This window comes from Paracraurococcus lichenis (genome assembly GCF_030657435.1).
Lineage (GTDB): Bacteria > Pseudomonadota > Alphaproteobacteria > Acetobacterales > Acetobacteraceae > Paracraurococcus > Paracraurococcus lichenis.
In genome coordinates this window covers 165,106-191,357 of record NZ_JAUTWS010000011.1, presented here as the reverse complement: position 1 = coordinate 191,357, position 26,252 = coordinate 165,106, and the positions used below count along the sequence as shown (strand labels likewise).

Annotated in this window: 27 protein-coding genes; 12 read left to right on the top strand and 15 right to left on the bottom strand. The window is 72.7% G+C overall.

Annotated features, from left to right (window positions below; all coding sequences use genetic code 11):
* Positions 1 to 393 precede the first annotated feature (393 nt).
* The 3 genes from Q7A36_RS13990 to Q7A36_RS13980 all read left to right on the top strand — a co-directional run bounded on the left by Q7A36_RS13990 (position 394) and on the right by Q7A36_RS13980 (position 2,611).
* A complete protein-coding gene (locus Q7A36_RS13990; protein WP_305104322.1) occupies positions 394 to 825 on the top strand; it encodes a hypothetical protein in 432 nt (143 codons plus the stop codon).
* Positions 826 to 971: 146 nt separating this feature from the next.
* Positions 972 to 1,586, top strand: a complete 615-nt coding sequence (locus tag Q7A36_RS13985; RefSeq protein ID WP_305104321.1) for a hypothetical protein — start codon at positions 972 to 974, stop codon at positions 1,584 to 1,586.
* 128 nt (positions 1,587 to 1,714) lie between these two features.
* On the top strand, positions 1,715 to 2,611 hold the full coding sequence (locus tag Q7A36_RS13980) for a protein-methionine-sulfoxide reductase heme-binding subunit MsrQ (protein ID WP_305104320.1): 897 nt from the start codon (positions 1,715 to 1,717) through the stop codon (positions 2,609 to 2,611).
* A 218-nt stretch (positions 2,612 to 2,829) separates the two neighbouring features.
* Here Q7A36_RS13980 and Q7A36_RS13975 read toward each other — a convergent pair whose 3' ends face one another.
* The 5 genes from Q7A36_RS13975 to Q7A36_RS13955 all read right to left on the bottom strand — a co-directional run bounded on the left by Q7A36_RS13975 (position 2,830) and on the right by Q7A36_RS13955 (position 6,590).
* Positions 2,830 to 3,294 (bottom strand): hypothetical protein, encoded by a 465-nt coding sequence (locus tag Q7A36_RS13975; RefSeq protein WP_305104319.1) that lies wholly within the window; start codon positions 3,292 to 3,294, stop codon positions 2,830 to 2,832.
* Between the two features lie 107 nt (positions 3,295 to 3,401).
* Positions 3,402 to 4,376 carry a phosphoribosylaminoimidazolesuccinocarboxamide synthase gene (locus tag Q7A36_RS13970; RefSeq protein ID WP_305104318.1) on the bottom strand — a complete coding sequence of 325 codons (975 nt, stop codon included), beginning with the start codon at positions 4,374 to 4,376 and terminating at the stop codon, positions 3,402 to 3,404.
* Positions 4,377 to 4,434: 58 nt separating this feature from the next.
* Positions 4,435 to 5,358 (bottom strand): DMT family transporter, encoded by a 924-nt coding sequence (locus Q7A36_RS13965; protein ID WP_305104317.1) that lies wholly within the window; start codon positions 5,356 to 5,358, stop codon positions 4,435 to 4,437.
* The gene (locus Q7A36_RS13960) at positions 5,355 to 5,996 is read right to left on the bottom strand and encodes a peroxiredoxin-like family protein (protein WP_305104316.1); all 642 of its coding nucleotides are present in this window, start codon (positions 5,994 to 5,996) and stop codon (positions 5,355 to 5,357) included. Before Q7A36_RS13960 ends, Q7A36_RS13965 begins: the two co-directional genes overlap by 4 nt.
* 33 nt (positions 5,997 to 6,029) lie before the next feature.
* Positions 6,030 to 6,590 carry a carboxymuconolactone decarboxylase family protein gene (locus Q7A36_RS13955; RefSeq protein ID WP_305104315.1) on the bottom strand — a complete coding sequence of 187 codons (561 nt, stop codon included), beginning with the start codon at positions 6,588 to 6,590 and terminating at the stop codon, positions 6,030 to 6,032.
* 145 nt (positions 6,591 to 6,735) lie between these two features.
* Between Q7A36_RS13955 and Q7A36_RS13950 the strand changes: the two genes are divergently transcribed.
* From Q7A36_RS13950 to Q7A36_RS13935, 4 genes are all read left to right on the top strand, one after another.
* A complete protein-coding gene (locus Q7A36_RS13950) occupies positions 6,736 to 7,650 on the top strand; it encodes a LysR family transcriptional regulator (protein WP_305104314.1) in 915 nt (304 codons plus the stop codon).
* Positions 7,651 to 7,710: 60 nt separating this feature from the next.
* Positions 7,711 to 8,781 (top strand): tartrate dehydrogenase, encoded by a 1,071-nt coding sequence (locus Q7A36_RS13945; RefSeq protein ID WP_305104313.1) that lies wholly within the window; start codon positions 7,711 to 7,713, stop codon positions 8,779 to 8,781.
* A gap of 146 nt (positions 8,782 to 8,927) precedes the next feature.
* On the top strand, positions 8,928 to 9,509 hold the full coding sequence (locus Q7A36_RS13940; protein WP_305104312.1) for a Uma2 family endonuclease: 582 nt from the start codon (positions 8,928 to 8,930) through the stop codon (positions 9,507 to 9,509).
* 77 nt (positions 9,510 to 9,586) lie between these two features.
* On the top strand, positions 9,587 to 9,835 hold the full coding sequence (locus tag Q7A36_RS13935; RefSeq protein WP_305104311.1) for a hypothetical protein: 249 nt from the start codon (positions 9,587 to 9,589) through the stop codon (positions 9,833 to 9,835).
* Positions 9,836 to 9,862: 27 nt separating this feature from the next.
* Here Q7A36_RS13935 and cuyB read toward each other — a convergent pair whose 3' ends face one another.
* From cuyB to Q7A36_RS13905, 6 genes are all read right to left on the bottom strand, one after another.
* A complete protein-coding gene (cuyB, locus tag Q7A36_RS13930; protein WP_305104310.1) occupies positions 9,863 to 10,561 on the bottom strand; it encodes a cysteate racemase in 699 nt (232 codons plus the stop codon).
* Positions 10,562 to 10,602: 41 nt separating this feature from the next.
* Positions 10,603 to 11,253 carry a hypothetical protein gene (locus tag Q7A36_RS13925; RefSeq protein WP_305104309.1) on the bottom strand — a complete coding sequence of 217 codons (651 nt, stop codon included), beginning with the start codon at positions 11,251 to 11,253 and terminating at the stop codon, positions 10,603 to 10,605.
* 359 nt (positions 11,254 to 11,612) lie between these two features.
* Complete coding sequence (gene gltA / locus Q7A36_RS13920; protein ID WP_305104308.1) at positions 11,613 to 12,932, bottom strand: citrate synthase; 1,320 nt, start codon at positions 12,930 to 12,932, stop codon at positions 11,613 to 11,615.
* A 133-nt stretch (positions 12,933 to 13,065) separates the two neighbouring features.
* Positions 13,066 to 13,629 carry a thermonuclease family protein gene (locus Q7A36_RS13915; RefSeq protein WP_305104307.1) on the bottom strand — a complete coding sequence of 188 codons (564 nt, stop codon included), beginning with the start codon at positions 13,627 to 13,629 and terminating at the stop codon, positions 13,066 to 13,068.
* Between the two features lie 78 nt (positions 13,630 to 13,707).
* Positions 13,708 to 15,192, bottom strand: a complete 1,485-nt coding sequence (locus Q7A36_RS13910; protein ID WP_305104306.1) for a CYTH and CHAD domain-containing protein — start codon at positions 15,190 to 15,192, stop codon at positions 13,708 to 13,710.
* A gap of 44 nt (positions 15,193 to 15,236) precedes the next feature.
* Positions 15,237 to 15,785 carry a SixA phosphatase family protein gene (locus tag Q7A36_RS13905; RefSeq protein WP_305104305.1) on the bottom strand — a complete coding sequence of 183 codons (549 nt, stop codon included), beginning with the start codon at positions 15,783 to 15,785 and terminating at the stop codon, positions 15,237 to 15,239.
* Positions 15,786 to 15,955: 170 nt separating this feature from the next.
* On the opposite strand from Q7A36_RS13905, the gene Q7A36_RS13900 reads away from it, so the two are divergent.
* From Q7A36_RS13900 to Q7A36_RS13880, 5 genes are all read left to right on the top strand, one after another.
* Positions 15,956 to 16,582 (top strand): DUF6134 family protein, encoded by a 627-nt coding sequence (locus Q7A36_RS13900; protein ID WP_305104304.1) that lies wholly within the window; start codon positions 15,956 to 15,958, stop codon positions 16,580 to 16,582.
* Positions 16,582 to 18,249, top strand: coding sequence for a cryptochrome/photolyase family protein (locus Q7A36_RS13895; protein ID WP_305104303.1), 1,668 nt, complete (start codon positions 16,582 to 16,584; stop codon positions 18,247 to 18,249). Before Q7A36_RS13900 ends, Q7A36_RS13895 begins: the two co-directional genes overlap by 1 nt.
* 146 nt (positions 18,250 to 18,395) lie before the next feature.
* Positions 18,396 to 19,385, top strand: coding sequence for a Bug family tripartite tricarboxylate transporter substrate binding protein (locus Q7A36_RS13890; RefSeq protein WP_305104302.1), 990 nt, complete (start codon positions 18,396 to 18,398; stop codon positions 19,383 to 19,385).
* 13 nt (positions 19,386 to 19,398) lie between these two features.
* A complete protein-coding gene (locus Q7A36_RS13885; protein ID WP_305104301.1) occupies positions 19,399 to 20,163 on the top strand; it encodes a creatininase family protein in 765 nt (254 codons plus the stop codon).
* Positions 20,160 to 20,624, top strand: coding sequence for a GNAT family N-acetyltransferase (locus tag Q7A36_RS13880; protein ID WP_305104300.1), 465 nt, complete (start codon positions 20,160 to 20,162; stop codon positions 20,622 to 20,624). The genes Q7A36_RS13885 and Q7A36_RS13880 overlap by 4 nt, the downstream gene beginning before the upstream one ends.
* A gap of 6 nt (positions 20,625 to 20,630) precedes the next feature.
* Here the strand turns inward: Q7A36_RS13880 and Q7A36_RS13875 are convergent, their stop codons facing one another.
* From Q7A36_RS13875 to Q7A36_RS13860, 4 genes are all read right to left on the bottom strand, one after another.
* The gene (locus tag Q7A36_RS13875; RefSeq protein WP_305104299.1) at positions 20,631 to 21,362 is read right to left on the bottom strand and encodes a metallophosphoesterase; all 732 of its coding nucleotides are present in this window, start codon (positions 21,360 to 21,362) and stop codon (positions 20,631 to 20,633) included.
* Entirely contained in the window at positions 21,359 to 22,810 is a 1,452-nt protein-coding gene (locus Q7A36_RS13870) for a cryptochrome/photolyase family protein (RefSeq protein ID WP_305104298.1), read from the bottom strand. Before Q7A36_RS13870 ends, Q7A36_RS13875 begins: the two co-directional genes overlap by 4 nt.
* 73 nt (positions 22,811 to 22,883) lie before the next feature.
* Positions 22,884 to 23,588 (bottom strand): ligase-associated DNA damage response endonuclease PdeM, encoded by a 705-nt coding sequence (gene pdeM, locus Q7A36_RS13865; RefSeq protein WP_305104297.1) that lies wholly within the window; start codon positions 23,586 to 23,588, stop codon positions 22,884 to 22,886.
* On the bottom strand, positions 23,585 to 26,140 hold the full coding sequence (locus tag Q7A36_RS13860) for a ligase-associated DNA damage response DEXH box helicase (RefSeq protein WP_305104296.1): 2,556 nt from the start codon (positions 26,138 to 26,140) through the stop codon (positions 23,585 to 23,587). The genes pdeM and Q7A36_RS13860 overlap by 4 nt, the downstream gene beginning before the upstream one ends.
* Positions 26,141 to 26,252 lie beyond the last annotated feature (112 nt).

Here is a 26,252-nt window from a genome sequence, read left to right as displayed (position 1 = left end):
GGATCGGACCCTGACGACCGCCCCGGGATGGAGGTCGGGTAGGGACGCTGAGCGGACACCGCGGCCGGTGCCCCGGCAGGCCTTCGCGGATCGGGCCACACGTCGCGCCGCCCAGGCCCCCGAGCGGAAAGCCTGCGCATTGCTTATTGCGGCGCGAACTCGAGAGGGTTGCCGAGGGCAGGCGTCCGTTCGAACGGCACCCCACCGCACCAGATCTTGGGTGGGCGCACAGACGTAAACGTGAGCGGCTGATCGTGTTATCGCCGCACGGATCCGGGATCGTTCGGATTAGAACTCTCCGGAAAGACATTGCCGGTTCAGAGCCTCGGTGATTTTCCTGCAATTCAGCTTTGGGTAGGGAACATGCCAATGCGTTCTTTACACTCAAGTTGCATGGCCTGGATTGTCGCACTTGCGACGCTGGTCCTGTCCAACGGGGAAGCGTCCAGCCAGACCCTGTACAGGACCACGCGGGTACTGGACGAGAAAGGCAATGCCTGCCAGAGCGCGTCCCCGTGCACGGCCATCGAGACGGATGAGGTCTCCGTGGATGCCGGCAGATCCAGGACCGTTCTGGTCCAATGCCCTGGCGATCATCCCAACCTCCTCGGGTGGGATGCGAGGCGCCACGAGCACATCACGGTGGGTGTCGTGGCCACTGGTACCGGAGGGCTGACGCTGGTCATCGGCAACAATGCCGACGCCACCGGATCGGCCACGGTGATCCTCGGCTGCACCGAGCAGCGGATCCGCCCCACATCCTACCTGCAGTCCGTCGGGGCCGTGCCCACCAACCGCCGCGCCGTCATCAGCAACGCACCCTAGAGCATTCTCAGGCTGACTGCGCAGCGTGAGAATGCTCCAGGCGCTTGATTTACAGAGCAGAGTCTCGCCTCCGAGCGCTTCCACTCTGCGACGACTTGCTCTGGCGAGTCTATTCTTTCAAATCTTTCAGAAGCGGGAGAACACCAATGCCGCTGATCCTCGTTCGCGCCCTGCTGGTGGGCACCCTCATCCTGATCCTCTGCCCCGGCCTCGGAGCGGCCCAGTCCAGCGTCGGGAGTTCCAGCGACCCGTGTTCCGGCATCCCGAACTGTCAGCTCACGCCGCAGGCGCCCATCAAATTCGGCGCCAGCGACACCAAGGGCTGGGCTTTCTACTGCGATGGCAACTACCCCTATTACTGGGGCGGCTACTACGCAGGCGATTACAACCGTTGGAAGCAGGACAATAACTGCTTCACGACGGCAGAGAACAACGCCGGCGAGGTCGGCGCCCCCAACAAGCTGGACGTGACGATCACCAACTGGTGCTTGAAAGACGAGACTTACAACATCTCGATCGCATGCTCCAGCAACCCGCCGCCCAGCTTCGCGCCGGCCTGCGGCTCCCGCACCGAGAGCCAGCCGATTTTCAAGGATCCGGGATGCCCGCAGAGCAACACCAAGAACACCTGCAATAACACTCAGGGGATCATGTGCCTCCAGACCTGGACCGAGCAGTGCAGCAACAACATCCAGTATTTCTGCACCCTCGACATCTACCTCGACCTGACGACCTGCACGCCCTGCACCGAGACGAACTGAACGCCGGGCTGCCCTGACGGGGGCGAGGTCGGTGCAACTCGGGACCCGTTGCCTCGGCCCTGCGCGCCGGCCGCCGCGACCCATCGGGCGGGGGTTACTTCCGCGCTGCCCGCGACGAAATCAGGGGCATGATGCAGGCTATCCTCCGCACCGCCTTCCCCCTGCCCGCCGGACGCAGGCGCCCCTTCACCTGGCCCTGGCAGGACCGCGCCGGCCGGCTCTCCCTGCTGCGCGCCGTGGTCTTCGCCCTGCTGCTGGCGCCCGCCGCCTGGGTCGCGGCCGAGGCGGCGCTCGGCCTGCTGGGGCCGGAGCCCTGGAAGGCCGCACTCAAGGAGATCGGCCTTTGGACCATCCGGCTGCTGCTGGCGACGCTGGCCATCACGCCGCTCGGGACGATCGTCTCGGAGCCGCGCATCCCGGCGCTGCGGCGGCTGCTCGGCCTGACCGTGCTGGCCTATGCCGGGCTGCATCTGGCCCTCTATGCCGGGCATGAGAGCTTCGACCTCGGCAAGGTCGTCGCGGAGATCGTGCTGCGGCCCTACCTGACCATCGGCTTCGTCGCGTTGGCCGGGCTGGCGGCGCTCGGCTGGACCTCGACGGATGGCTGGATCCGGCACCTCGGCCCGCGCTGGAAGCAGGTGCACCGGCTGGCCTTCCCCATCGCCGCGCTCGGCGTGCTGCATTTCTACTGGCAGTCCAAGTCGGTGGTCTGGGAGGCGGTGCTGGCCGGCGGCCTGCTCTCCTGGCTGCTGCTCTGGCGGCTGCTGCCCGCCGCCTGGCGGGCGCGGCCACTGGCGCTGCTGGCGCTGGCGCCGCTGACCGCCCTGGCCGCGGCCGGGTGGGAGTATCTCTGGTACGCGGTGGCGACCAGGCTGCCGGCCGAGCGCATCCTGCTCGCTAACCTCGACGTCGCCTTCGGCCTGCGCCCGGCCGTCTGGGCCGGGGTCGCGGCGCTGGCCGTGCCGGTGCTCGCCCTGCTGTGGCGCCGGAACCCGGCGCGCCGCCCGGTTACGGTCGGTCGCTGAGGCGGCGGGCCGAGTCCGCCCGGCCGGCGGATAGCCCTCGCGCGGCCCGCCGGCGACACCGCCCCACGGCGGGGCTCCGTGGCGTCCCGCCGGCGCTTCGGCACCTGGGCGGCGGCCTGCGGGCGCGCCGTTCGGCGTGCGGACGACCCGGGCGCCGCCTGGCCGGCCACCGAAGGGGCGGCTCGGCTTCAGGTGAGGCTCGCGTCTCCGCCGCCGGGTCAGCCCCGTTGCAGCCGCGCCGGCGGCCGGACCAGCGCCGTGGCCAGGCCGGCGGCCAGCGCATCCTCCGTCAGGGCGCGCGCCCAGTCGGCGCCTGATCGGGTGGTGCCGCCGCGCGCCGCCCGCCCGGCCAGGGTGCCGAGCACGGCACCCGCCAGGCCGGCCAGCGCGCCCTCCGCCTCCGAGGCGCCGCGCCCGGCCAGCGCCGCGCCGCCGGCCGCGCCGAGTGCGAGCCGGAGGAGGAAGGAGGGCGCGATCCGGCGGTCCGGCGCGAAGGGCATCTTGTCGCCGGCCATCTCGGCGAGGGCGGCCGCCATGGCCAGGTTGCGCGGTCCGGCGCCGCCCGGGATCCAGCCGGCCCGCGCCCGCCCGAGCGAGGCCGCCCAGGCCAGCGCGGCCGCCGCCGTCATGGTGCGCATGCCGGCGACGAGGCCGATGCCGAAGGATGCCCAGAGACTGCCCATGCCACCGCCCGCGCCATGCGGCCCGCCGCGGTCCGGGCCATCCGGGCCGCCGCCGCTGCCGGGCAGAAGCCGCCGGCGGGGCGATGGTTGCGGCCCGCGCGGCGGCGTCAGAAGTAGGGCGCGAGGTTCGCCCGGATGCGCTCCAGCACCGGCCGGTCCCGCGCCGGCAGCGGGAAGTCCGTGCCCGTGATGGTCTCGAAGGCCTCGATATAGATCCGCGCGGCCTCGAGATTCACCTCGGGCGGGATCTCCGGCACCGCGTCCTTGTAGGGGTCGCAGCGGGCGACGACCCAGGACCGCACGAAATCCTTGTCGAAGCTCTGCGGCGCCTGGCCGGCCTCGAAGCGCTCGGCATAGCTGCCCGCGAACCAGTAGCGGCTGGAATCCGGCGTGTGGATCTCGTCGGCCAGCAGGATCCTGCCCTCGGCGTCGAAGCCGAACTCGTATTTGGTATCGACCAGGATCAGGCCGCGCGCGGCCGCCATCTCCCGGCCGCGGGCGAAGAGCGCGAGGGCGAGGGCGGAAACCTGCTCCCACTGTGCCGCCGTCAGCAACTTGCCGTCCACGATCTGCGCCGGTGTCAGCTCCTCGTCATGGCCGGCGTCGAAGGCCTTGCTGGTCGGCGTCAGGATGGTCCGCGGCAGCTTCTGGTTCGGCCGGAGGCCCTCGGGGAAGCGGTGGCCGTACATCTCCCGCCGCCCCGCCCTGTACATCGAGAGGATCGAGGTGGAGGTGGTGCCCGCGAGGTAGTCCCGCACCACCACCTCGACCGGCATGATCGAGAGGCGCCGGCAGACCAGGACATTGGGGTCCGGGTATTCGATGACGTGGTTGGGGCAGAGGTCGCCCGTCCGCTCGAACCAGTGGCGGGCGAGCTGGGTCAGCACCTGGCCCTTCAGCGGCACCGCGGTCAGGATCCGGTCGAAGGCCGAGAGGCGGTCGGTGGCAACGATGATCCGCCGCCCGTCCGGCAGGTCGTAATTCTCCCGGACCTTGCCGCGGTAGTGGTTCGGCAGCTCCGGGATCGTGGCGTCGCGGAGGACGAAGTCGGCATAGGGGGCGAGGTCGGCGGCGCTGGTCATGGGGTGGTTTAGGCTGCCGCGGCAGGCGGGCGCCAGAGGGCGGCACGGGTGCGTCGCCCTACCGCCGCAACAGCCCCATGGCGACGGGCAGGCCGGCCATGACCACGCCGAGGCCGATCCACTGTGCCGCCTCCGGCCACTCGCCGGCCACGGGGATGCCGAAGAGGACCGCGAAGGCCGGCACCATGGCCGGGAACATCGCCGCCCGCGCCGCACCCAGCAGCGCCACGGCCCGCGAGAAGGCGAAGACCGAGAGGGCGCCGACCAGCCCGCCCTGGATCGCGGCCTGCAGCGCCAGCACCCGCCAGCCCTGCGCCAGCATCGCTGCCGGGTCCCCGAAACCGAGCCAGAGGCCAAGGCTGGCGACGCCGCCGAGGACTGAAACGACCGCCGTCGCGGTCAGCGGATCCGCGCGGAACAGCCGGCTGGCGAGGGTATAGCCCGCCCAGAGCAGCCCGGCCGCGGCGAAGGCCAGGTCGCCGCGCCAGGCGCCGCCCTCGAACCCCGCGCCCGAGACGATGCCAAGCCCGAGGAGCACGACGCCCAGGCCGAGCCAGCGCAGCGGCGCCACCCGCTCCCCCAGGACCAGCGCCGCGGCCAGCATGGCGCCGATCGTCAAGGCTGCCGGCTGCACCACCGCGCCATGGGCGAGCGGGGCGAAGCGGTAGCCGAGGGTGGAGGCCAGGATGAAGGGCGGCCCGGCGAGGACCGCCAGCAGCAGCCCGCGCCGCCAGCCGAGGCCGCCGAGCCGCAACGGCCGTCGCCGCAGCAGCACCGGCAGCAGGATCAGCCCGGCGACGCCGTAGCGCAGCAGCGAGAAGTCGAGCGGCGCGAGGCCACCGGCCACCCCGACCCGCGCGAAGGCCAGGTAGCTGCCCCAGGCGAGGGCGGCGACCAGGCCCCAGACGAGGCCCAAGAGAGCCGGGTCGAGCCCGGCCATGACGGCGGGGCGCCGGGTCGGGGAGGCGAGGGCGGCGCTCATGCCACCCTCCGCGACGCCAGCGCGGCCAGCGCTTCGGCCGGTTCCACCCGGTTGCGGTAGTCGGCCTCCGCCCGGCCGAAGACCAGCCGGCCCTCGGCGCCGGCGACGAAGGTGCCTGGGATCGGCAGCGACCAGCCCACCTGGCCGTTGATCCTCGGCAGGTCGTGGCCGAAGCGGGTGTAGAGCGCGACCAGGTCTGGCGGCAGGTCGAACAGGATGCCGAAGGCGCGCGCCGCCAGCCCCTCGCTGTCCGACAGCACGGGGAAGGCGAGGCTGTTCTTCTCCAGCGTCGAGAGCGACTCGTCCGGCGTCTGCGGGCTTATGGCGACGAGCCGTACCCCTGCCGCCTCCATCGCCGCCAGCTCCCGCTGCCAGGCGCGGAGCTGCAGGTTGCAGTAGGGGCACCAGCCGCCGCGGTAGAAGACGAAGACCGCGGGGCCGAGGTCCCGGAGACGCACCGGCCGGCCGTGCACGTCCGGCAGGGTGATGTCCGGGACCTCCGCGCCGGCGCCGAGCGCCCGCGCCTCGATCCCCTCGGCCTTGAGATCCTCGATCTGCGCCGCGATCAGCGCCTGGGCCTCGGCCGGGGCCTTCTTCCGCCACTCCGCGGCGAAGGCGTCGAGCTCCTGCTGCAGCATGGTGCGTCTCCTTGGGTCGGGGGTGGGTAGGCATCAGGCCGCGCGGCGGGAGGGCGCGGTCCAGGCGGTCTTCGCCATGAAGGCGTCGAGCGGCGTCTTCGTCAGGTGGTTGACGTAGTTGCTGATGGTCTTGGTGGCGACGGCCAGCACCACCTCCAGCACCTGCGCGCGGCTGTAGCCGGCGGCGAGGAAGGCTTCGACCTGCGCCTCCGACAGGCGGCCGCGCTGCTCGACCACCGCGGCGGTGAAGCGGGCGAGCGCATCGAGCTTCGCATCCGGCAGCGGCGTGCCCTCGCGCAGCGCCGCGATGCTCGCCGCATCCAGCCTGGCCGCGCCGGCGAGGACGCTGTGGCCGGAGACGCAGTACTCGCACTCGTTGATGCGGCTGGCGGTGATGAAGGCGACCTGCTGCTCGGCCGGCGTCAGCGTGCCCTGGCCGACCAGGCCGAAGAGCGTGTCGTAGCCCTGCAACGCGGTCGGGCTCTCGGCCAGCGTCGCGTGCAGGTTGGGGATGAAGCCCCAGCCTTTTCTGATCTGCGCGAGCTGCTCGCCGGCGGGGGCGGTCTCCGGCGTGTGGCGGGTGAAGTCGGTCATGGCCCTGTTTCCTGTTTCGGGCGCCGGCGTCATCGCCGGGCGTGGGGAGACCTTGCCGTGCCGCCGCGCCCGGCGGATCGCGGCCCGAACGGCTTGCCCCTATCCGCTTTGCTGATAGGGCAACGGTCGGGCATCCTGTCCGGGCATGGACCTGCTGCTGCATTTCCGCGCCTTCGTGCGCGTCGCCGAGCTCGGCGGCTTCTCCGCCGCCGCCCGGGCGCTCAACACCTCCCAGCCCGCGGTCTCCCGCCAGGTCGCGGATCTCGAGGCGCGCCTGGGCGCGCGGCTGCTGCACCGCTCCTCCACCGGCGTCTCGCTGACCGAGGAGGGGCGGGTCTTCCTGGATGCGGCGCGGCAGGCGCTGGATGCGGCCGATGGCGCGCTCGGCGCGGTCGGCGCCCGGCGCGGCGAGGTCTCGGGCGAGGTGCGGCTCGGGACGCCGCTCGCCTTCGGGCGGCTGCACGTGGTGCCGCGCCTGCCGGCGCTGCTGGAGCGGCATCCGGGCCTCTCGATCGACCTGGTGCTGGGGGATGCCTTCGGCGACCTGGTGCAGGAGGGGCTGGACGCGACCATCCGCATCGGTGTGGTCACCGACCCGGGGCTGATCCTGCGGCGGATCGGGCTGACCCGGCGGGTGACGGTGGCGAGCCCGGCCTATCTGGCCAGGGCCGGCATCCCGGAGCATCCCGGCGACCTCACGGGGCACGCATGCCTGCGCTTCGCGGGCCTCTCGACCGGCGATGTCTGGAGCTTCGAGCGGGGGGGCGAGGTGGTGCGGGTGCCGGTCAGCGGCCGCTTCCGGGCGAGCGCGAGCGATGCGGTCCGGACGGCTGTCCTGGCGGGCATGGGCGTCTTCGTCGCGCCGGTCTGGCTGTTCGGGCCGGAGATCGCCAGCGGCGAGGTGGTGACGCTGCTGGAGGACTGGGCGCCGCCGGCAATGCCGATCCAGGTGGCGACCAGCAGCCGGCGGCAGGTGCCGCCGCGGGTGCGGGCGGTGACGGAGCACCTGGCGGCGGAGTTCCGGCTGGACCCGCTGCTGACGGATTACGGGCTGGGGTGAGGGGCTTGCCGCCCCGCTCCGCCCCGGTCAGGTTCGCCGCCCCGATCGGAGGAACAGCCCATGGCGCGGAAGTATCGCATCGCCGTCATCCCCGGCGACGGCATCGGCAAGGAGACGACGCCCGAGGGCCTGCGCGTGCTGGACGCCGCCGCCCGCCGCTTCGGCTTCGAGCTCGAGCTGACCCATTACGACTGGTCCTGCGACACCTACGCGAAGACCGGCAAGATGATGCCCGACGACGGCATGGAGCGGCTGAAGGAGAGCGACTCGATCTTCCTCGGCGCCGTCGGCTGGCCCGGCGTGCCCGACCATGTCTCCCTCTGGGGCCTGCTGATCCCGATCCGCCGCGGCTTCGACCAGTACGTCAACCTCCGGCCGTGCAAGCTGATGCCGGGCGCCCGCACGCCGCTCGCCAATCGCGGGCCGGAGGACATCGACTTCTACGTGGTCCGCGAGAACACCGAGGGCGAGTACAGCTCCGTCGGCGGCCGGATGTTCGAGGGGACGGAGCGCGAGTTCGTCTCCCAGCAGTCCATCCTGACCCGCACCGGCACCGACCGCGTGCTGCGCTACGCCTTCGAGCTGGCCATGACCCGGTCGCGGAAGAAGGTGACCAGCGCCACCAAGTCGAACGGCATCACCTTCACCATGCCCTACTGGGACGAACGCTTCGCCGCCATGGCCAAGCACTACCCGGAGGTCACGACCGACCAGTTCCACATCGACATCCTCTGCGCGCATTTCGTGCAGCACCCCGACTGGTTCGACGTGGTGGTCGGCTCCAACCTCTTCGGCGACATCCTCTCCGACCTCGGCCCGGCGGTCGCGGGCTCCATCGGCATCGCGCCTTCGGCCAACATCAACCCGGAGAAGGCGCACCCCTCGATGTTCGAGCCGGTGCATGGCTCGGCGCCCGACATCGCGGGCAAGTGGATCTGCAACCCGATCGGGCAGATCTGGTCGGGCGCGATGATGCTGGAGCATCTCGGCGAGAAGGCCGCGGCGGATGCGATCGTGACGGCGATCGAGAAGCACCTGGCCGAGGGTGGCCCGCGCACCCGCGACATGGGCGGCAATGCCGGCACGGTCGATGTCGGCAAGGCGCTGGCGGAGGTGGTCGGGCGGGCCTGACCGCCGCCCCCGGCACCGCGCCGCGGGGGCGGGATGCGCGGGGCGAGCCCGGGCGGGGGTGATGCTCCGCCCCGGCCGCCACCTGCGAGGCGCCCTCCCGCGGCGGGACAGTGGCGACGGCCCTGGGCATCCCGTAGGATGCGCCCATGTCGGTCGCCCTCCGCCCCAGCATGACGCTGGCGGAGTTCCTGGCCTGGGAGGACGGGCAGGACCTCCGCCATGAATTCGATGGTTTCCACCCGGTCGCGATGACGGGCGGGACACGTGCGCACGCCATCCTGCAGGGCAATCTCATGGGCGCGCTCCATGGCCGTCTGCGAGGCGGCCCATGCCGGGCCTTCGGCAGTGACCTCAAAGTCGAGGTTGCCGGGTCCATCCGCTATCCCGATGCATTCGTCGTCTGCACCGGCGGAGCCAATGACAGCACCGTCGTCCGTGACCCGGTGGTGATCTTCGAGGTCCTCAGCCCCTCCACCGCCGCCAACGACCGGATCACCAAGAACCGCGAATACGCCGCCACCCCCTCGGTCCGGCGCTACGTGATGCTGGAGCAGGACCGCATCGCCGCCACCGTCTTCGCCCGCATCGAGGGCGAGTGGCGCGGCGCCCTGCTGACCGAGGCCGACACGCTTCACCTGCCCGAGATCGGCATCGCATTGCCGTTAGCCGAGCTCTACGAGGACATGGACCTGCCTCCTGACCCGGATTCTGCCGCCCGCGAAACTTGAACCCCTGTTCAGGCATCGCTAGGATATCGACTGGTTGCGAGTGATTCGCAATTAGCTCGCGACCGGAGGAACTCGGAATGGGTCAGGCTGCCATCCCCGTCACGACCATCGTCCGCCGCTGCGAGCGCGCGGTGGTGACGGCCTACCGCGAACTGCGGGAGACGGGGTCGGACGATTTCTGCGCCTTCCGGGCCTGCACGACCCTCTACCGCGTCCACCACCCCGAGGCCTCGGTGCAGGAGGCCCGCCGCCTGGTGGCCGAATGGATCGACCACCATGTCGTGCACGGCGATGCCGGGCCGACCCCGGGCTGCGACTGCGACTGAACCATCCGGGCTGACCGCAGCGCCCGGTCAGCCCCGCGCCCAGGCGATCGCCGCCCGTGCCAGGGCATCGATCGTGTCGACGACCGCGAAGGGCAGGGCCGGCCCCGCGGTGATGCCGAGCGGGATCTCCGTGCAGCCCAGCACCACCGCCCGCGCCCCGCGCGCGACGAGGCTGCGCGCCGCCTCCGCCAGGGGTTCGTAGGCCTCCGCCACCCGGTTCGCCTTCACCAGCGCGATCGCCGGCGTCACCAGCCGGGCCATCACCTCCGCATCGGGCAGCAGGCAGTCCCGGCCGGCGCCGGCCAGCCCCTCCTGGTACAGCCCCATCGCCAGCGTCGCCGCCGTGCCCATGACGCCGACCGGGCCCGGCGCCACGCCCTGCCGGTGCAGGTCCTCGGCCGCGGCATCGACGATATGCAGGATCGGCAGGCGGGTCGCCGCCCGCATCCCCGCGAACCAGCCATGCGCGGTGTTGCAGGGGATGGCGATGGCGCCGCAGCCGGCGGCCTCCAGGCCACGCAGGCCGCGCAGCAGGGCGGGCAGCGGGTCCTCCCCGGTGCCGAGCCGCGCCGCCGTCCGGTCCGGCACCCGCGGGTCGGACCAGAGCACCGTCGGGATGTGGTCCTGGTCCCGCTCCGCCGGGGTCAGCAGCGTCAGCCGCACCATGAATTGCGCGCTGGCCAGCGGTCCCATGCCGCCCAGCACGCCGAGCATCTTCTCCGTCACCCCAGCGACCCTTCCCTGCCGAAGGGGCGCATCCTGCCGCATCAGGGCAGGCGCATGAAGTTGGCGCTGGCCGCGGCGCGCGACATCAGCGCCCGCATGTCCGGATCCTCGTGCCCGTCCTCCCGCGTCAGGGCGTCCATCGGGCAGAAGAACTCGTGCGGATGCGCCACCTGGGTGCGCGCGAAGCCCTCGTAGTGCCGGTTCTTCAGGCCGAAGAGCACGCGGATGTCGCGCACCGGCAGGGCCAGGGGCCGGGTCGGCTCCTCCTGCAGCAGGCGGATCAGGCGCCAGCGCGGCGTCGGGTCGCCCGGCTGCACCGGCGCGAGCAGCCAGGGCACCGGGCACACCGCCAGCAGCGAGGAGGTGGAAGGCGCGAAGCGCGAGCGCTTGTCGAGCAGGTTCTGCAGGGAGGAACAGGCTTCGATGCAGAGGATGTCGACATAGGGATCGGCGGGCGTCGGGCTGAAATGCAGCCACAGCCCGTCCGGCAGCGTGCGCAATCGGTCGGCGCCCGGGAATTTCAGGAAGGGATGCGCCGGGCCGGCGGCATCGCCCGGGCGCCCGCGCAGCCAGGTGCCCGGCTGCTTCATGCTGTGGGCCACACCGGGCGGGCGCTGTGGCCATTTCCGCAACTGGCTGCGGACCTTCCGGTCCAGGGCCAGGTGGTGGGTCGCGGCGAGGGCCTCGCTCATGGGGTGTATTCCTGCATGCTTCATACAACAAGCAGGTTAATGCTGTGAGTTGGTTGTCGACTCTGCAAGGGTTTTTCGCGCGGAGCGTGTAGAATTACCCCCGTATCACGCGCTTTGTGAGCGATGCTTTAACTCTCAATTTGAAACTCTACTGGGGTCCGGCGCGGTCGCCGCAGGATGACCGCAGAACAAACCGAGTCTATTTCGGCGATATTTGGCCACAATTCAGGCGGGCCAGAGGCTCGGTTCCGAGGCCGGTGAGACGGGCGTCGCCCGGGACCGGCTACGGCAGCCCCGAACGCAGGACGCCCGCCGGATCGCTCCGGCGGGCGTCCCAGGATCGGGCCGGCGGTGCGGGATCAGCCGCGGCGGGACACCGGCACGTAGTCGCGCAGCGTCGCGCCGGTATAGATCTGCCGCGGGCGGCCGATGCGCTGCGCCGGATCCTCGATCATCTCCTTCCACTGGCTGACCCAGCCGACGGTGCGCGCCACCGCGAAGAGCACGGTGAACATGCTGGTCGGGATGCCCATCGCCTTCAGGATGATGCCCGAGTAGAAGTCGACGTTCGGGTACAGCTTGCGCGAGATGAAGTAGTCGTCCGAGAGGGCGATCCGCTCCAGCTCCATCGCCATGTCCAGCAACGGCTCGTCCTTGATGCCGAGCTCGGCGAGGACCTCGTGGCAGGTCTCCTTCATGATCTTGGCGCGCGGGTCGAAGTTCTTGTAGACCCGGTGGCCGAAGCCCATGAGCTTGGTGTGGGAGTTCTTGTCCTTCACCTCGCGGATGAACTGCGGGATGTTCTCGGGCTTGCCGATCTCGGCCAGCATCTTCAGCACCGCCTCGTTGGCGCCGCCATGCGCCGGGCCCCAGAGGGCGGCGATGCCGGCGGCGACGCAGGCGAAGGGATTGGCGCCGGTCGAGCCCGCGAGGCGGACGGTGGAGGTGGAGGCGTTCTGCTCGTGGTCGGCGTGCAGGACCAGGATGCGGTCCATGGCGCGCGACAGGATCGGGTTGTTCTTCCACGGCTCGGTCGGAACCGCGTTCAGCATGTACAGGAAGTTCTCCGCGTAGGAGAGGTCGTTCCGCGGGTACATGAAGGGCTGGCCGAGCGAGTACTTGTAGGCCCAGGCGGCGATGGTCGGGATCTTGGCGATCAGCCGGAAGGCCGCGATCTCGCGCTGGTGCGGGTCGTTGATGTCGAGGTTGTCGTGGTAGAAGGCGGCCAGCGCGCCGACCACGCCGCAGATCACCGCCATCGGATGCGCATCGCGGCGGAAGCCGTCGAAGAAGCGGCGGAGCTGCTCATGCACCATGGTGTGGTAGGTGACGCCCTTGCGGAACGCCTCGAGCTGCTCCGGCGTCGGCAGCTCGCCATACATCAGGAGGTAGGAGACCTCGATGAAGTCGGACTGCTCGGCGAGCTGCTCGATCGGGTAGCCGCGATAGAGCAGGACGCCCTGGTCGCCGTCGATATAGGTGATCTTGCTGTCGCAGCTCGCGGTCGCGCCATAGCCCGGGTCGAAGGTGAAGACGCCGAGATCGCCGTAGAGCTTGCGGATGTCGACCACGTCCGGGCCGATGGAGCCGGAGAGCACCGGCAGGCTCGTGCTGCGATTGGACCCGTCGAGCGTGACGGTGATCGTCTTCTTCGCCGCTCCGGTTGACGAGCTGCTCATATCATGTGCGTCCTTGAGGGTTGCGTCGCCTCAAAACGGGGCGGTCGCGTGGTGCAGTGCAAGATATCGGCGCCCTGCCGGCCTTGGCAACGCGCCTGGGCACGAAGGGCGAACGTGGCGGCCCAGACTTTGGTCACAGCCCGCGCCGCCAGGTCTCCGCCGTGGGCGAGGCGGCGCCCCAGACGCCGCGGCCGTCCTGGCGCGCCGTCGCCTCCAGCGCAAGCAGCCCCGGTGCCGCGCCGGCATCGGCCAGCGCCCAGCCGGCCGCGACGAGCGAGGCGTTGATCTCCACCCCGCCCGCCTCGCAGGTGCCGGTCGCGCGGCCCTGCCGGTCCTCGCTCCGCACCCGGCAGGCCAGGTCGCGCCCGGCGACCAGTGCGGCGAGCGCCGCCGCCGCCGCGCTGCCGCAATCCTGCGCGCCGCCCGCCGCGTCCCGGCAGGCGGCGCGGCCGCGGTCCGGCACCCGCAGCGCCTCCAGCCGCAGCACCTGCGCGCCGAGCCGCAGCGTCCCGCCATCGAGCACCCGCACCTCCGCCGCCGGCACGCTGACTACCCGCGGCGGCCCCGAGGCGCCGGACAGGCCGCCCGGCAGCGCCGCCGGGATCAGCGCGGCGGAGATGCCGAGGCAGGCCGCGACGGCAAGCGGCAGCCGCAGCCGGGCCGCGAGGGAGGGTCGGAAGATCCGCCGGATGCGCATGCGTCGAGCCCTATCAAGCCGCCCTGGCCGCGCGCAAGCTTCTCTTCACGACAGTGCGAGCCCAGGTTTTCGCGGAGTTCAGAGGCGAGTCCAGGAAGGCCCGACAAGCATCAGATCTTCCCAGGCTGCCAGCGCATGCTTGCGCGCGGCGCCGACCCGGGCGGTGGCAAAGCCCTCCACCGCGCCCACCGCCCAGGCGGGCACGCCGGGGCCGAGCGAGGCGACGAGGCTGCGCGCCACCGCCGTGTCGTTGGCGAACCCGAGCTCCTCCTGCAGGGCCGAGAGCCGCTTCTGGAAGCGCCGCGTCGCCTTGCCCGGCCAGAGCGGCGCGAAGAGCTCGGCGGCATAGCGCAGGCGCTTGGCCTCCAGTCGCACCTCGTGCAGCGCCTCGGCCGAGTGCCCCTCGATTTCCTCGCCCTCGGAGCAGAGCTTGTGCCAGCGCTTGTCGAGCAGCGCGGCGGCGAACTCCGGCAATGCCTCCTCCAGCCGGGCCAGGCGCTCGGCGCCGTCCTCCTCCCCGGCCGCCGCGCGCCAGGGCCGGCGGAGCAGCAGGCCGAGGCCGGCCAGGACGAGCCGGCGGAAGCCGGGGCCATCGAGCTCCGCCCGCAGGGCGGCATAGGCGGCCTGGCGCTTCGCCTCGGCGGCCTTCATCAGGGCGGCGATCCGCTTGTCGCCCTCCAGCGCCTCCGCCACCGCGGCGCCGAGGCCGGCGAGGAAGACGTCCCAGTCCCGCGCCGGGCCCAGCCGGTCGGCCAGCACCTTCAGCCCGACATCGAATTCCTGCGCCTCCGGGCAGCCCGCCGCGGGGCGGAACACCTTCAGCACGCTGCGCAGCCGGCGCAGCCCGACCCGCATCTGGTGCACCCCCTCCGGCCCGGCGCCGAGCCGGCAGGCCGGGGCGTGGTGCAGCATCACCTCGAGCAGGTGGCCGATGGCGGCGACCAGCGCCTCCTCCACCGTCGCGGCGCCGGCGAGGTCGGGCGGGCCGCGGCGGCGGGGCCGCGGGGCCTCGCCGCGGGCGAGCGCCCGGCCTTCCTCGGCCAGCGCCGCGCGCGGCGGCAGCAGCGGCAGGTCGGCGGCGAGCTGGCCGGCCAGCGCCAGCACCGCCTCGGCCGGGCCCTCGAGCTGCAGCCGGGCGGCCGGCCGCTCATCGGCCACCGCGCGCAGCTTGCCGAGGAGGAGCTGGAGCTGCACCGGCCCGGCGGCGGTGGCGAGCGAGAGGCTGGTCTGCCGGCCGCTGAAGGCGGAGAGGGGGACCATCGGCCCGTCCTCCGGGCTGTCGAGGCGCACGGTCTCGGGCGGGGTGCCGGGCAGCCAGGGCCGGTCCGCCTCCGGCATGGTGCGCAGCAGGCGGCGCAGGCCGCGCTCCGACTGCTCCAGCGCCAGGCCCTCGGCGGCCAGCCTGCCCTCGGCGCTGTCGAGCCAGATCAGCTCCGCCGCCGCGCTGCGGGCGCGGCCAGTGCGCGCCGCGGCGACCGTGCCCTGGCGCGTGACCCGGCCCGCCGCCTCTGGCTCGATCTCGAATTCCAGGGCGAGGCGCGGCCGTTCCGGCCCGGCGACCACCTCTGGCGCCGGCGGGGTGTCCAGTCCCAGGCTGTCCGGACTGGTCAGCTCATCGTCTCCGTCGAATCGGCCGCAAGGAAGTCCCGCGGCTGGATGAATCGTACAAGTCGTCCGCCCCCGGCCTCAAGCAGGCGCCAGGGTCCGGCGATGGTGAATTCGGCGAGCGCGCCGGTCGGGTAGCCATCCGCCAGGCGCTGGATGTCCGGCCCGCCGCGGATGATGCCCTCCGCCCCGGCCAGCGCCATGGCGAGTTCGTGCAGGCCCGGGTTGTGGCCGATGACCAGCAGGCTGCGCGCGGTCTCCGGCACCGCCTGGATCAGCTCCAGCAGCCGGCGCCAGGGCGCGAGGTAGAGCGCGTCCATCGGCTCGATCAGGGCGCCGTCCTCGAAGGGCGTCAGCGCCTCGAGCGTCTGCAGGGTGCGGCGGGCGGAGGAGACGAGGACGATGTCCGGGGTGAGGCCGAGCTCGCGCATTGCGCTGGCGATGGCGGCCGCGGCCCTTCGGCCGCGCGCATTGAGCGGCCGGGCATGGTCGGAGAGGGCCGGATCGTCCCAGGAGGACTTCGCGTGCCGCAGCAGCAGGAGCTGTCGCATCGCCGGCCATGTTGCCATGGCCGGCTGCGGTTGTCCTGCCCCCTCGGCGACGGCGGGCGATGCCCTGGATGGGAATGAAGGCGATGTCACCTGCGACGGCTGCGCCGGCCCTTCCGGCCGGCGCGCGAGCGCTTATCTCGGCGCCGGACGCATCCGGAGACCCCCGCGGCATGACCTTCGCCGATGGCCTGCCCATCCTCGGCCGGCGCGGCCTGCTGGCGCTGCCGCTGCTGGCGGCGGCGCGGCCGGCGGGCGCGGCGCCGGCGCCGCTGCGCTTCCGCGTCATGCGGCAGGGCAGCGAGATCGGCTCCCACCGCGTCACCTTCGCCGAGGCGGGCGGCCTGCTGACGGCCCGTACCGAGGTGGAGATCGCCGTGCGCCTGCTCGGCGTGACGGTCTTCCGCCTCAGCCACCGCTTCGAGGAGTCCTGGTCGGGCGACCGGCTGCGCCTCGCCACCTCGCGCCGAGACCGCAACGGCACGGTGACGGAGATGCGGGCGGAGGCGGCGGGCGGCGCGATCCAGGTGCAGGGCACGGCGGGCGCCTACCGGCTGCCGGCGGAGGCCGCGCCGCTGTCCTGGTGGGACCCGCGGCATTTCACTAGGCCGCTCTTCGACAACGAGACGGGCGAGCCCGTGACGCTCTCCTGGTCGCGCAGCCCGCTGCCCGGCGGTGGCGTGCTGTGGCGCGCGAGGGGGAAGGAGGAATCGGAAGGCAGCTACGCCGCCGACGGCACCTGGACGGGCTGGCGGACCAAGGCCGAGGACGGCAGCATCGTCACCTTCGAGCGTGCCTGATGCCCGGCCTGCTGCGCGTGGTGCTGGGCGACCAGTGCAGCCGCGGCCTCTCGGCGCTCGACGGCCTCGACCCCGCGCGCGACGTGGTGCTGCTGGCGGAGGTCATGGGCGAGTGCACCTATGTCCGGCACCACAAGCAGAAGATCGTGCTGGTGCTCTCGGCCATGCGGCACTTCGCCCGGGCGCTGGCGGCGCGGGGCGTGAAGGTGGACTACATTCGGCTGGACGATCCGGCGAATACCGGCACGCTCGCCGGCGAGGTGGCCCGCGCCGTCGCGCGGCACGCACCCGAGGGCATCGTCTGCACCTTCCCCGGCGAATGGCGCGTGCTGCAGGACATGCAGGGCTGGGAGGCGATGGCGGGCCTGCCGGTCGAGATCCGCGAGGACAGCCGGTTCCTCTGCGACCTCGCCTGGTTCCGGCGCTGGGCGCAAGGCCGCAAGCAGATGCGCATGGAGTTCTTCTATCGCGAGATGCGCCGCGCCACCGGCCTGCTGATGGAGGAGGGCGCGCCGGCCGGCGGCGCCTGGAACTACGACGCGGCGAACCGCCGGCGGCTGGCGCCGGGCGTCGCGCCGCCGGCGCCGCGGCGCTTCCCGCCGGATGCCATCACGCGCGAGGTCATGGCCTTGGTCGAGGCGCGCTTCCCCGACCATTTCGGCACGCTCGAGGGCTTCGCCTGGCCGGTGACGGCGAGGGAGGCCGAGGCGGCGCTGGCCGATTTCGTCGCGCATCGCCTGGCCGATTTCGGCGACTACCAGGACGCCATGGCGACCGGCGAGCCGGTGCTGTTCCACGCCCTGGTCTCGACCAGCCTGAACATCGGCCTGCTGCTGCCGCGCGCCTGCTGCGACGCCGCCGAGGCGGCCTGGCGCGCCGGCCGCGCGCCGCTGAACGCGGTGGAGGGCTTCATCCGGCAGATCCTCGGCTGGCGGGAGTATGTCCGCGGGATCTACTGGCTGAAGATGCCCGACTATGCCGGGCTGAACGCGCTGGAGGCGGCGCGGCCGCTGCCCTGGTTCTACTGGTCCGGCGAGACGCGGCTGAACTGCCTGCGGCAGGCGGTGACGCAGACCCGCGACCTGGCTTATGCGCACCATATCCAGCGGCTGATGGTGACGGGGAATTTCGCCCTGCTCGCGGGGCTCGACCCGCGGGCGGTGAACGAGTGGTACATGGTGGTCTATGCCGATGCCTTCGAGTGGGTCGAATTGCCGAACACCCATGGCATGGTGCTGCACGCCGATGGCGGGGTGATGGCGAGCAAGCCCTATGCGGCGAGCGGCGCCTATATCAACCGCATGTCGGACTACTGCCGGCGCTGCGACTACGACGTGAGGGAGAGCACGGGGCCGCGGGCCTGCCCGATGAACGCGCTCTACTGGGATTTTCTCGCGCGGCATGAGAGGCGTTTCGCCGGCAACCCGCGCATGGCGATGCCGCTGCAGGCCCTGCGCAGGATGCCGCCGGAGCGTCTGGCGGCGCTGCGCGCGGCGGCCGCGGATTTCCTGGCCGGGCCGGAGATGGATCCCGGCCCGCCGCTTGTCGATCGACGTCCCGGCGGGACGCTCGACACCGTCGAGCGACCCCAAGCCCTGGCCATGCTGGCGGAGCGGCGTCAAGGGTCGGCCAAAGGCCGACCGCGCGGAGCGCGGCTTCGCCCTTGACGCCGCTCCGCCAGCGTGGCTTGCAGCGATAGTCGCCTTCGACGCAGTCGAAGGCGCCGCAAGGCGCCTCGGCCGCAACGACAGGCCGGCTTGCGCTCCGCCGCCGCCCGCGCGACACCCGCGCCTCAGCCATGCCGGAGGCCCCCATGACCGTCCCGCGCCGCGCCGCCCTGCTCGGCGGCCTCGCCGCCACGCTCGCCGCGCCCGCCCTCGCGCAGGGCTTCCCGACCCGCCCCGTCCGCATCGTCGTGCCCATCGCGCCGGGCGGCGCCAACGACATCATCGCCCGCCTCGTCAGCGAAAAGCTGCCGGCCGTCCTCGGCCAGCCCGTGGTGGTGGAGAACCGCCCCGGTGCCGGCGGCAATATCGGCGGCGACGCGGTGGCCAAGGCGGAGAAGGACGGCCACACGCTGCTCTTCACCAGCGCCAATCTGTTGACCGCCAACAAGTGGCTCTACGGCCGCCGCATGCCCTTCGAGCCGCTGCGCGACCTCGCCCCCGTCACCCGCGTCGGCATCGGCACCATCCTGATGGTCTGCAACAGCGCCCGGCCCTGGAAGAGCTTCCAGGACCTGGTCGCCGATGCCAAGGCGCATCCCGGCCGCATCAGCATGGGCAGCAGCGGCACCGGCACCATCAGCCATCTCTACATGGAGAAGGTGAAGCGCGCCGCCGGGATCGACATCACCCACATCCCCTATCGCGGCGGCGGGCCGGCCATCACTGACCTCGTCAGCGGCACCATCGACATCATGTTCGACGTCATCCCCGCGCTGCTGCCGCATATCCGCGAGGGACGCTTCCGGCCGCTCGCCGCCGGCAGCGCGCAGCGGATCGGCTACGTGCCGGAATTGGCCGAGGTGCCGGGTATGGCGGAACTGCTGCCGGGCTCGGGGATCGACGCGCTGAACTGGTGGAGCGTCACGGCGCCCGCCGGCACGCCCGCACCGGTGCTGGCGCAGCTCAACGCGGCGATCCGCCAGGTGCTGGAGCAGGAGGAGGTCCGGCGCCGCCTGCTCGACCTGACCGTCCTGCCGACGGTGGACGCCACGCCGGAGGCCTTCGGCGAGTTCTGGCGCAGCCAGATGCCGGTCTGGCAGGCGCTGGTCGAGGAGAGCGGCGCGACCGCCGAGTAGGGGAGGGCAGGGCATGACCACCGAGACCGAATGGATGCGGCTGACCGCCGAGGAACTGCGCGCCCGCGCCGCCGAGGATGCGCTGGTGATCGTGCCGGTCGCCTCGCTGGAGCAGCACGGGCCGCATCTGGCGACCGGCGTCGACATCATCCTGGCGGGCGGCGTCGCCGCGCGCACCGCGGCGCGCATCGCCGAGGCCGGCGCGCCGGTGGTGGTCACGCCCTGCGTCTGGACCGGCCTCGCCGAGCACCACATGGAGTTCGGCGGCACGGTCACGCTGGACTACGAGAGCTTCGCCGGCGTGCTGCGGGGCATCGTGAAATCCGCCGCCCGGCACGGCTTCAAGCGGGTGATGCTGCTGAACGGCCATGGCGGCAATTCGGAAGCGGTGATGGTCGCCGCCGGCGAGTTCAGCATCGAGTTCGGCATCAGGGTCGCGGCCGGCACCTACTGGCACATGGTGCCGGAGGCGATCGCGCCGATCCTCGAGCGCCAGGCCGGCCTGATGCATGCCTGCGAGGCCGAGACCTCCCTGATGCTGGCGCTCCGGCCCGACAGCGTGCGCACCGGACGCCTGGCCGAGGCGCATGGCCCGATGTCCACGCGGGTCGAGGGCCAGCCCCCCGCCCTGGCGCTGCGGCGCTCCTTCCGCGCCATCTCCGAGACCGGCGTCATCGGCGATGCCCGCGTGGCGACGGCGGAGAAGGGGGAGAGGCTGCTGGCGGCGATCTCCGCGCGGATAGCCGAACTCCTGCTGAACCCGAAGCTCTGGGCATGAGCGAGACCCCGATCCTCGCCGGCCACGCCGCCTGGGCGGCGCTCGCCGTGCCGCCGCCCGGCTTCGCCTTCGCGCGGGAGGAAGGCCGGCTCGACCCGGCGGAGTTCACCGCCGTGGTGCGCGCCTCCGGCCTCGGCCGCCCGGTCGATGACGCGGCGCGCATGGCGGCGATGCTGGCCGGATCCAGCCTCGTCGTCACGGCGCGCGACGCGGCCGGGCGCCTCGCCGGCGTCGCGCGGTCCTTCACCGACTTCGCCTATGGCTGCTACCTCTCCGACCTCTGCGTCGATCCGGCCTTCCAGGGCCGCGGGCTCGGCCGCGGGCTGATCGCCGAGACCAAGCGCATCATCGGCCCCGGCTGCATGCTGCTGCTGCTCTCGGCGCCCGACCCGATGACCTGGTATCCGAAGCTCGGCATGGAGCGGGTGGCGAACGGCTTCATCATCCGCCGCGACGGCTGAGCGCCGTCACCAGCGGAGGTCGATCCAGGAGAGGTGCCCGCCCTTGCCCGCGCCGGTGTCGAGGAAGACGGCGCGGCCGCCCCACTCGCCCTCCTGCACATAGGGGCGGCCATCGGGCGAGCGCCGGTCATGCCCGCAATAGACCACCATTCCCGGCGGGATGCGGTCCACCCAGCCATGCACGCGGTCGGGATAGCCATCGGCGCGCATGCGGCCGGTCACCTGGCCGAACAGCGCGCGGGAGAGGACCGGGTCGGGCTTCTGCGCCCCGGCATCGGGCGGCGACGGCCGCTGCATCATGGCGGGATGCCAGCCGGCATGCACGAACCACCAATCGCCCATCCGCAGCCAGGCCGGCGCCGCGGTGACCTCCCGCACCACGCGCTCCGCCAGCGCCTCGCCATCCGGCGCGGCCGCGAGCTGGTCGAGCGTCCGCCCGAGGCCGTCGGGCGGGACATGCACGCGCTCCCCCACCAGGACGCGGCGCAGCTTGTGGTCGTGGTTGCCCAGCAGGAAGCGGCCGCGCCGCGCATCGAGCAGGCCGAAGATCAGCCGCAGCGCCCCGGGGCTGTCCGGCCCGTGGTCGGTCAGGTCGCCGAGCTGGAGGAGGAAAAGTCCCTCCGCCTCCGCCCCCAGCACCGCATGGCGGAAGGCCACCGCATCGCCATGCACGTCGCCCACCACGCGCAGGCCGACGAAGCCGCGGCGCCTGAGGTCGGCCATGGCGGCGTCGATCATGCGGCCGGTTCCTCGGCGGCGCCGCGAAGGCCACGCAAGGCCGCCAGCGCCCGCGCCCGCCCCTCGGCATGCTCCACCACCGGACGCGGGTAGTCGCGGCCGAGCGCGAGGCCGGCGGCGCGCCGCACCTCCTCCGGCGCCTCCCAGGGGCGATGGACGTAGCGGTCCGGCAGCCCCGCCAGCGCCGGCACGAAGCGGCGGACATAGCGGCCCTCAGGGTCGAATTTCTCGCCCTGCAGCACCGGGTTGAAGACCCGGAAATAGGGCGCGGCATCGGTGCCGCTGCCGGCGATCCACTGCCAGGAGGCGCTGTTGGAGGCGAGGTCGGCATCCACCAGCGTGTCCCAGAACCAGGTGGCGCCGGCCTGCCAGGGCTGCAGCAGGTGCTTCACCAGCAGCGAGGCGGCGATCATCCGCACCCGGTTGTGCATCCAGCCGAAGCGCCAGAGCTGCCGCATGCCGGCATCGACGATCGGGTAGCCCGTCCGGCCGCGCTGCCAGGCCTGCAGCAGCGCGGCATCGGGCTGCCAGGGGAAGGTGCGGAAACGCTCGCGCAAGGCTCGCTCGGGCATCTCGGGCCGGTGCCACAGCAGGTGGTAGGAGAATTCCCGCCACAGGATCTCGGACAGGAAGGGCCAACTCCGGGCGAGGTCCCCGGGTTGCGCCTGCCGCACCGCATGCCAGACCTGGCGGGGCGAGATCTCCCCCCAGCGGAGGTGGGGCGAGAGGCCGGAGGTGCCCTCCGTGCCCGGGTCGTTGCGGCCGGTCGTGTAGCCGGCGACGGGCCCGGCGAGGAAGCGCCGCAGGCGGTCCTGCGCCCCGGCCTCGCCCGGTTGCCAGAGCGCCGGGAATTCCCGCGCCCAGTCCGGCTCGCCGGCGACGGGGTAGAGGCCGAGCGCCTCGAGCGACTCGCCGGCGGGCGGCGAGGGCACGGGGTGCAGGCGGTCAGGGGCGGGCAGCGGCGGGTCGGGCTCCCCCATCGCGGCGACCGCCTTGGCGAAGGGCGTGTAGACGGCATAGGGCTTGCCGCTGCCGCTCATCACCGTCGGCGGCTCCCGCAGGACCGCGGAGGTCCAGAGGCGGAGCCGCCGCCTCGCGGCCTCGAGCGCCTCGGCGATGCGGCCGTCGCGCTCGCGCGCCCAGGGCTCGTGCAGCCGGCCGGCATGGACCTCCGCGGCGCCCACCGCCTCGGCCATGGCGGGCACCAGGATCTCGGCACGCCCGCGCAGGACCAGCAGCGGCGCGCCGCGGGCGGCGAGGTCTGCGGCCAGCGCGGCGAGCGAGTGCCGCAACCACCAGCGCGCCGCGCCGCCCGGGCCCCAAGGCCCGGCCGCCGCCTCGTCCCAGACGAAGAGCGGCAGCACCGGCCGGCCGGCGACGGCCTGCAGCGCGGGATTGTCGGCGAGGCGGAGGTCCTGGCGGAACCAGAGCAGGGCGGGGCGGTCCATCCCCCATATCTGGGGTGGAACGCGCAGAAGGCGACATTCGCCCCCGGTCAGGCGAAGGGCACGACCTGCCCGGTCACGCCGGGCCTGCCGCCGCCAGCCGCGCCCGGCTCGGCGCGACCGGCATGGAGTAGAGCCGGTCGCGCCCGAGCAGGAAGAGCCGCGCCCCCCGCGGGAAAAGACCGGCGATGGCGGGGTCGCCGGCATCCAGCCCGCCGGTATAGGCGCCGAAGGCGGGCAGCATGACGCGCCAGGCGTCCGCCACGAAGCAGGGCCGGGTGACGCCGCCGCAGCGCGTCGGCATGGTGGCCTTGGGGTGGAAATGGCCGCTGATCTCAGCCGGCTTCACCGGGCCGCGCCGCGCCTCGTGCCGGAAGGTCAGAGGCCCGTCCTGCATCTCCTCCACCGCCGTGCCGGGCAGGCCCTCCGGCGGGATGGGGTCGTGGTTGCCCAGCACCCAGACCAGCTCGATGCCGGCCAGCAGCCGGTGCAGCAGCGCCGCATCCTCGGCCGGCAGGCGCCCGGCGCCGTCGGCGTCGTGGAAGCTGTCGCCGAGGGCAATGACGCGCGCCGGCCGCCAGCGGCGGAGCGCAAGCTGCAGGCGCTGCAGCGTCTCCCGCGTGTCGTAGGGAGGGACGAAGCGGCCGCCCCGGGCGAAGTGGCTGCCCTTCTCGAGATGCAGGTCGCCGACGACCAGCGTGCCGCGCGCCGGCCAGGCGAGCAGCCCCGCGGGGTCGAGCATCAGCCGCTCGCCCGCGACATGCAGCGGCGCGGGGGTCATGCGCCGCTCAGGCTCTTCGGCGCGCTGCGGATGAAGCGGCTGCGGCGCCGGTCCTTGCCGTCGCGGTGGCGCGGCTTGTCCACCACGCGCCCGGGGCTCGGCCGCACGCCCTCGGTCACCTCGGCGAGCAGTTCGGAGAAGATCTCGGCGCCGTCCGTCACCTCCTCGACCAGCGCCGCGGCCTCGGCCAGCAGCGCGTCCTCGGCGCCGCCGGCGACCCATTCGCGCCCTTCCTCGATCAGCGCCGGCACGGCGAGCGGCGAGACGCGGTCGAGCCGCATGTGGCGGATGCGCCCCTTCGCGCGCGCCAGCAGCAGGCCGATGCGGGCGACGTCGGTGAGGCCCCCCGCGGCCTCCTGCCGCGTCGCGCGCAACAGGATGTGGTCCGGCTCGTGCTTCCGCAGCACGTCGTAGATCAGGTCGGAGTTCATGGTCATCTGGCGGCCGGATTTTTCCTGTCCGGGGTGGTTCTTCTCGATCAGCCCGGCGATGGTCGCGATGTTGCGGAAGGTGCGGCGGAGCATGCTGCTCTCCGCCATCCAATCCTCGAGGTCCTCGCCGAGGATGTCCTCCTCGAAGAGCGGCTCCACCTCGGTCGGCTCGAAGGCCGACCAGGCCGCGAGGACGTAGTCGGTGGCCAGATACCCCAGGGGCCCGTAGCCCGCGCGCTCCATGCGCCTCGTCACCAGCATGCCGAGGGTCTGGTGCGCGAGCCGCCCCTCGAAGCAATAGGCGACCAGGAACCAGCGGCCGCCGCGCGGGAAGGTTTCGATCAGCAGCCCGTCCTTCTCAGGCAACGTGCTGCGCTTCTGCTGCAGCCGCAGCCAGTCGCGCACGGGCTCCGGCAGCAGCCGCCACTTCCGCGGGTCGTGCAGGATCTCCCGCACGCGCGCGGCGAGCCAGGTGGAGAGCGGCATGCGCGCCCCGGCATAGGCGGGGACGCGCATCTCGCCCTCGCCGCCGCGCGTCACGATGGCGCTCATCGCATCCAGCGCCTCGAAGCGCAGCGCCTGGCCGGCGAACATGAAATTGTCGCCGGGCTCGAGCGTCGAGACGAACCACTCCTCCACCTCGCCCAGCACCGGTCCGCCGCGCAGCCGCACCTTGACCATCGGCGTCTCGACGATGGTGCCGAGGTTCATCCGCAACTGCCGCGCCACCCGCTGGTCCCGCACATGCACCATCCCCTCGGAATCGCGGAACAGCTTGCGGAAGCGCTCATAGACGCGCAGCGCATAGCCGCCATCCTCGACGAAGCGCAGCACGTCGTCGAAGTCGCGACGGGTGAGGGCGGCATAGGGCGCGGCGCGCGTCACCTCGGCATACAGGGCATCGGGGTGGAAGGGCGCATAGCAGGCCATGGCCAGCACATGCTGCGCCAGCACGTCGAGGCCGCCGGGCCGCGGCGGGTCGCCATCCAGCTCCTCGTGCCGCACCGCCTCCAGCGCCGCGGCGCATTCGATGACCTCGAAGCGGTTGGCCGGGACCAGGACAGCGCGCGACGGCTCGTCCATCCGGTGGTTGGCGCGGCCGACCCGCTGCAGCAGCCGCGCGACGCCCTTCGGCGCGCCCACCTGGATCACCTGGTCCACATCGCCCCAGTCGATGCCGAGGTCGAGCGAGGCCGTCGCCACCACGGCGCGCAGCTTCCCCGCGGCCATCGCCGCCTCGACCTTGCGGCGCTGCTCGACCGTCAGGCTGCCGTGGTGCAGGACGATCGCCAGCGCGTCATCGTTCAGCTTCCACAGCGCCTGGAAGACCAGCTCCGCCTGGGCGCGGGTATTGACGAAGACGATGGTGACTTTGGCTTCCCGGATCTTGCGGTAGATCTCGGGCGCCGAGGCGAGGCCCATATGCCCGCCCCAGGGCAGGTGTCCGGCCGGAAGCTGCACCGAGAGCTGCGGCGCTGCGCCGCCGCGTACCTGCACCAGGCGCACGTCGTCGGGCCGGCCGGAGGGCGAGAGGAAGGCGCGCAGCGGCTCCGGATGCGCGACCGTCGCCGAGAGCCCGACCCGCCGCGCCTCGGGCGCGAGGATGCCGAGGCGCGCGAGGCCGAGCGCGAGCTGGTCGCCGCGCTTGGTGCCGGCCAGCGCATGGATCTCGTCCACGACCACGGCGCCGAGGCCGGCGAAGAGCGTCGCGGCCTCGGGGTTCGCCAGCAGCAGCAGCAGGCTCTCGGGGGTGGTCAGCAGCAGGTTGGGCGGGTCCTCTCGCTGCCGGGCGCGGCGGTTCTGCGGCGTGTCGCCGGTGCGGGTCTCGATCCGGATCGGCAGGCCGAGTTCCTCGACCGGCGCAGTCAGGTTGCGGGCGATGTCCACCGCCAGCGCCTTCAGCGGCGAGACGTAGAGGGTGTGCAGGCCGGGGCGCGGCGCGCGGGTGAGGTCGATCAGGCTCGGCAGGAAGCCCGCCAGCGTCTTGCCGCCGCCGGTCGGCGCCACCAGCAGAGCGCTCTCCCCCGCCTCCGCCGCGCGCAATAGCGCGACCTGGTGCGCCCGCGGCGTCCAGCCGCGGCCGGCGAACCAGGCGGCAAAAGGTTCCGGCAATGTTCCCATGCGCGCCTGACTATGGCGTCGCCTTCCGGGTCCGGGAAGTCCCTCGCGCCGGCACTTTTTCCGCCGCGGGCCGGCCCCGGCCTGCCGATCCCGGCGATGGAGGGATGCGCGG